This is a genomic window from Bradyrhizobium oligotrophicum (assembly GCF_051168495.1).
Classification (GTDB): domain Bacteria; phylum Pseudomonadota; class Alphaproteobacteria; order Rhizobiales; family Xanthobacteraceae; genus Bradyrhizobium; species Bradyrhizobium oligotrophicum_A.
The window spans coordinates 735,090-741,089 of sequence record NZ_JBNPVB010000002.1 but is presented as its reverse complement, the minus strand read 5'-3'; the positions used below and the strand labels follow the sequence as shown (position 1 = coordinate 741,089).

Sequence of the window (6,000 nt, the reverse complement as noted above, 5' to 3'; positions counted from 1 at the left end):
GCGGAAAAGGCTGCGCGCGACATACCCGCGACGTTGGCAAGTCCTTCCACGGTCCAACGCCGTGAGACATCTTGATGGATCGCACGAAGAACCCGACCGAGCCGGGGATCTGAAAGCGCGCCAAACCATCCAACACCGGCTTGCTCGGACTGGCTCGCATAAGCGCGGATCGCTTCTACCAACAACAGGTCGGCCAGCCGTGCACTGACGACCTCTCCCCCAATTCTGTCTCTCTGGAGCTCGTCGTTCATCAGGCCGAGGATCGTTGCTATTGCGCTCGACGCAGGTGTGACGCGGGAGACGAGCAGAAAGTCCGGGAGCATGTCGAGCAAGAAGTCTGCATTGTCAGCGGCAAACGTGACTGTTCCTCCGATCCCTATTGTGTGATCGCCGCCGAAGCGCGTCACATCGCAGCCTGGAGCTCCATAAAAAGCCTCTCCATCGATCGGCGTTTGTGTCGGATCGCTGGCCACGACGTAAGGGGTGCGTCCGAGCAGACAGACGTCGCCCGCATGCAGGCACTGCGGCTGGCGCGAGGGCAGTAGCATCCAGCCTGTGCCGCGCAGCACCGCGACGAACTTGAGCCGATCCATCGCGGGAAACGCGAGAGCCCAGTCTCCCGCGGCCTCCATGCGGGTGCGCCGCGTCACCCTCGCCCCAAGGGCATCGAGAACATTCGATAGTGGGTCGGGCATCAATTTGGACGATTGCGACAACTTCATAGCCTGCGAAGCATAGAGCACCTTGTTCCGCTTAGCTATCGTTCTGGCAAGGACCCGCAATGGAGATGGGCAATGAGCGTCGAAGGCAAAGTCGTTGTGATCACGGGGGCGAGCAGCGGCATTGGATGCGCCACCGCTAAACTGCTGGCGGGACATGGCGCTTTCGTCGTGTTGGGCGCCCGTAACGAGAAGGCGCTCGGAGCGATCACGGAGGAGATCATAGCTGCAGGCGGCAAGGCCGGGTTTCAGAGGACGGATGTGCGCCTTCGTCAAGATCTGGAAGCGCTCGTCGCATTTGCGGTCAAATGCGGCGGCAAGCTCGATGCCATGATCAACAACGCTGGCATCGGACCGATCTCACGTTTCGACGCACTGCGGGTCGAGGACTGGGACGCCATGATCGACGTCAATCTTCGTGGCACACTGTATGGGATCGCGGCCGCGCTGCCCATATTTTTGCGCCAGGGAAGCGGTCACATCATCAACGTCGTCTCCACGGCGGGACTCAAGATATTGCCGACAATGGGTGTCTACGCTGCGACCAAGAATGCAGTCCGTACGGTCACGGAGGCATTGAGACAGGAGGCAGGACCGAACCTTCGTGTCACAGAGCTATCACCGGGAATGGTCGCCACCAACTTCGGAGAGTCGATTACAGACCAAGCGGTCAAGGAGGCCATCGGGAAGCGCTTAGGAAATATCGCGATCTCTCCCGATGCCGTCGCCCGGGGCATTTTCTTTGCGCTTGAGCAGCCGTTCGAAGTCGATGTTGGCAGCATAGTGATACGGCCGACAGCGCAAGATTGAAGCGAGGCGCTTGCGTTCTGGCTGAAGCACCCTTGCTTGACATTTTGTATTTCTTCGATCCCTCAAAGAACCACTCTTGACATCAAGTTAGCTAGCTGACATTATATGTTAGATGGCTAACAAAAGCAACGATCAGGGGCTTCTTTCGGTTGGGGCGTGGGCAAAGCGCTGCTATTTCGCTGGGCGAGCGATGATGGAAGATGCGCTGCGGCCGCATGGGATCGGCGCTACTCAATGGTATGTCCTGCATCAGTTGGCCCAAGTAGGGCCGACGATGCAGCGCGAACTGGTGCGCTTGCTTGAAATTGAACGAGCGACGCTGAGTATCATTGTCGCGACGCTCGTCCGCAAGGGGTTGGTTGAGCAGGTCACTGACGATGTCGATCAACGCCAGAAACTGCTGCGCCTGACCCCGTCGGGAAGAAGGCTGTGGGGAAAGCTGCCCGATCTGGGCTTTATCCATGAGGCGGCATTTGGCGGTTTCTCTGAGGCTGACCTTGCAACGACCGCGCGCGTGCTGAAAGCCGCGACCGAGCGCCTCAATCAACGAATGAAAGCATAGAAATCATGACAGTTCTGGTAACCGGAGCAACCGGCTTGGTAGGCGAGCGCCTGCTGCCGCGCCTCATCGCAGTGGGCGAGGATTGTCGGGTCTTGGTTCGTCGTGGCAAGTACGGCCCAGCTGGCGCGACATCCGTTAGAGGAGACCTCCTTGAGCCCGAATCGCTGGCGGAGGCCACCACCGGCGTCTCAGCAATCATCCACCTTGCAGCAGTGTTTCGCACGCAAGACGACGACCTGATTTGGCGTAGCAATCTGGACGGTACACGCAGCCTTATCGCCGCGGCGCAGACCCATGCGCCACATGCGCGCTTCATCATGGCGAGTACCTCCAACGTCTATAACAAGAATAGTCCGCAGCCCAGCCGAGAGAGCGACAGAGTTGATCCGGAGCTTGCCTACCCGGCGAGTAAGGTCGCCGCCGAGGCGCTGCTCCGCGACAGCGGGCTGAACTGGGCGATTGTACGGTTCCCGTTTGTGTATGGTGACGGTGATGGCCACCTGGAGATGCTTCCCAAGCATATGTCGGCGTTCGGATTCCATCCCGCCAACCGCATGAGCACGATCCACCACCGCGACATCGCAACTGCCATGAAACTGGCACTCGCAGGTGTATTCGATGGCCGCATCGTCAACATCGCCGACGAAGCGCCCACCACAATTTACGAGTTGGTCGGTCTCGTCGGTGCAAGGATGGAGGCTTCAGCGAAGCCGATGGAGAACCCCTGGCATCTGCACATCGATGCGTCGCTGGCGCGTGGCCTCGGTTTCCAACCCACCGTACGCACGGTCTATCAAGCGGTACAAGAAGCCCTACTTTGAGATCGCAAATTGATTAAGGGTTAAAGGGGCATAGCTCTGGCGGATGAGCTGAAGGGCGGGCAGGGGATGCATGAGGCAATGCCATCTTCCAGGAGTCGACAAAATTTAGGAGAGTCCGTAGCCCGTCTAATCAAGACCTTGCCAGCTTAGAGCAGCTCTCCATGTCGGACTTGTTTATTGTGAGGCCCCGCCGCTGGTTCTCTCCTCTATTTCCGCCAACAACCTGGAGGCACGGACGAGGTCTTGCGTACCAAACCCTTCAGTAAACTCCCCTAAAATCGGAGCGAGCAATTGGACTGCGCTGTTTTCGCGGCCTGTCGCCGCCCAATGAGCCGCGAGGTCAGTGGCGGTCCGAAGCGCGAAAGTCAATGCGCCGATCGCGCGGGCGTCGGCAAGCGCCTGCTTGAACAGCTTTTCAGCGCGGACAGTTTCGCCCGTTTGAAGAAGGATCGATGCATTGACACGCAGGAGTTCCGCACGGCACCAGCGTTCGCCTTGCCGTTCCTGATAATCGATCGCTCGCGTAATGGCGTCTCGCGCGTCCGCCACCCGTCCCTGCCGCAGGTAGGCGCGAGCGAGGAAAGCCAGATAGCTGCCGATCCGCATCAAGAAGCGGCATTCTATCAGTTCGTCGATCGCATCCCGAATATCCTCCACCGCCCGCCGATCGCCGCGCAGATTGCGCAGGCAGGCGGAGAAATAGCGCTCGACTGAAACCCAGCGAGAGATGCGCTCTCGTTCAAGGTTACGACGCAAACGTTCCGTGAAGAACGCGAGCGCGTCAAGATCGCCAGTTTCAAGCGAGATGGGAAGAGCGGCCAGCCCAAGTGCGTTCGACTGCGACACCCAATGGCCCCCGCGGTCTGCAGCATCGACGGCGTCGCGGGCCAGCTTGGCGGCGTAGTCGGCCTGCCCCTGCATCCACGCGACGAAGGGCAGGTTGAAGCGGACGGTGATGAAGCGGTAGACCTCATTTGCATCCTTGCGCGAACGCCCCTCGGCCAGCGAATGGGTTGACGCAAGACGATCGAGAACTGGGCGGCTTTTGCCCAATTCGCCTGCGAAGGCGTTGGCCCAGGCCAAGGCCCTGTCGGCCTCTGATGTGGCCGTCGAATCGCGGTCGCGGCCGGCCAGCGAGGTGGCCTGCTCAAGATAGGTTATGGCACGTGCGATTTCTCCGATCTGGAGCAGGTAGAACGCGAAACCCACCAGCGCGCGCTGCTGATAATCGACGTTGCCGGCGCTTGTCGCGAATGCGATGGCATCAAGCCAAGCGACCTCGTTCTCGTTCGAGCTCTTGCGGGCGTAGAACAGGCTCCAGCCGAGGGCACAGGCAAGCTTTGCTTTTGAGAGATCGTCGCATGGGACGCGTTTGGCCAAGGCGAGTGCGACCTCCAGCCGCGCCTGCGCCTCTGACAGGATGGAGGTTTCCGACCAGAGAGTGATAGCCGCAACCGCAAGCCTGATGCCGAGCATGGGATCGCCTTGCTCGCCGAACGACCACGATAATGCGCTTCTCAGATCGGCAATGCGGCCGAGGTAGCGCTCGGTCCAATCGGCCGGCTCGCGCCAATTCCACTCCTCCTCGGACTGCTCGAACAGCGCTATCATACGTTCCGCATGACGGCGCATCGCCGAGCCGCACGCCGGATCGGCCCGACACCGCTCGGCAGCGTAGCTGCGGGTACTGTCGAGCAGCCGGTAGCGCAGGCTTGCGCCGCGGGCCTGCGCGCTCAACAGTGATTTGGCGACGAGACTCCCGAGTGCGGTCACAACGTCGATTGGCGTGAGCCCCGCCGCTTCTGCCACGAAGACCGCATCATCGTGCTCGAACCCGTCACTGAACACGGACAGTACGGCGAAGAGTCTGGCTTCCTTCTGCGAGAGCAGCCGGTAGCTCCAGTCAATGGTTGCCATCAGCGTTTCATGGCGCGGCAACGAGACGGCGATGCTTGCCGCGGTAAAACCGAGCTTCTGATCGAGATTGGCCAATAGCTCCCGCGGAGTGAACCTGCCGATTTGGGCTGCAGCCAATTCGATGGCCAATGGAAGTCCGTCCAACGAGTGGCAGATCGCAGCTATTGCGTCGCAATCTTTGTCGACGAGCTCGTAGTCCGACCATTCGGTGGCGCGTCGGACGAACAACTCCACCGCCGAGAATCTGACAGCCTGATCGACCGACAGTCCAAGACCGAAGCTCGGAAATGAGAGAGAGCCGAGCCGAACGACATGCTCGATGGTGGTGCCGAGCGGTTCGCGGCTCGTGGCAAGCAGCCTTGATGACGATGTGTCCGTCATGAACTTGCTGGCAAAGATCGTGGCAGCAGGCAGCACATGCTCGCAATTGTCGAGAATGAGCAGCATTTGCCGGGGCCTCAGAAAGTCGAGGACAGCAGCCAGACCAATGTCGGTATTGCCTCGGATACCGAGCGCCGTTACCAGCGCCGCGCCGAACAGGGTTGGATCGGAGATTGTCGCGAGATCGACGAAGCAGACGCCGTCGCGATATCTTGAAGCGTACGCCTGAGCGACGGCTAAGGCGACGGTTGTCTTTCCAATCCCTCCAGCGCCAGCCAGGGTTACGTGTCTGTCCTCGGCGAGTAGATCGGCGACGGCGGTGATATCGGCTTTCCGGCCTACGATGCCGCGCGGCAATGGCGGCTGCAAAAGCGGGGGCGGATCGGCCGGCGTAGGCTCCTCCTCGATATTGCCGATCCCGACCCGGACATCGGCGATGAATTTGTAGCCGCGCCGTGCGACGGTTGCGATGTAGATGGGCTCGATCTGGGTGTCTCCCAGCGAGCGCCGCAAGCTCCACATATTGACCTTGAGATTGCTGTCATGGACGAATGTGCCAGGCCAAGCGGCGGCCGTCAGTTCGTTCTTGCTGACGAGCTCGCCACGGCGCTGCACCAGCAGCCGCAACAGCTCGAAGGCGCGCCCGCCGAGTTTGACGGGGCGCTCGTCCAGCAGAAGCAGCTGACGGCCGGGGACCAGTCGAAAAGGACCGAAGCTGAACGTCAGCTCCTGTCGGGGTGCGCCCCGTTTCTTTGTGGCGGTCCGCATTGAGCAAAGCCAATCGGTCGAC

The 6,000-nt window shown here is 60.4% G+C and carries 5 protein-coding genes; 3 read left to right on the top strand and 2 right to left on the bottom strand.

From position 1 onward, the window contains the following. Positions 1–743, bottom strand: a 743-nt coding sequence (locus tag ACQR1B_RS06775; RefSeq protein ID WP_434875127.1) for a cupin domain-containing protein, incomplete at its 3' end; no start/stop codon positions are given. Positions 744–794: 51 nt separating this feature from the next. Between ACQR1B_RS06775 and ACQR1B_RS06770 the strand changes: the two genes are divergently transcribed. The 3 genes from ACQR1B_RS06770 (at position 795) to ACQR1B_RS06760 (ending at position 2,912) form a co-directional block, all read left to right on the top strand. Further along, a complete protein-coding gene (locus ACQR1B_RS06770; protein ID WP_434835226.1) occupies positions 795–1,529 on the top strand; it encodes an SDR family oxidoreductase in 735 nt (244 codons plus the stop codon). A gap of 112 nt (positions 1,530–1,641) precedes the next feature. Then, positions 1,642–2,091 carry a MarR family winged helix-turn-helix transcriptional regulator gene (locus tag ACQR1B_RS06765; RefSeq protein ID WP_434835227.1) on the top strand — a complete coding sequence of 150 codons (450 nt, stop codon included), beginning with the start codon at positions 1,642–1,644 and terminating at the stop codon, positions 2,089–2,091. Between the two features lie 5 nt (positions 2,092–2,096). Beyond that, positions 2,097–2,912: an NAD-dependent epimerase/dehydratase family protein gene (locus tag ACQR1B_RS06760; protein ID WP_434835228.1), complete on the top strand. Its 816-nt coding sequence runs from the start codon at positions 2,097–2,099 to the stop codon at positions 2,910–2,912. Positions 2,913–3,086: 174 nt separating this feature from the next. On the opposite strand, the gene ACQR1B_RS06755 is transcribed toward ACQR1B_RS06760, so the two are convergent. Continuing rightward, positions 3,087–5,978, bottom strand: coding sequence for an ATP-binding protein (locus ACQR1B_RS06755; protein ID WP_434835229.1), 2,892 nt, complete (start codon positions 5,976–5,978; stop codon positions 3,087–3,089). Positions 5,979–6,000 lie beyond the last annotated feature (22 nt).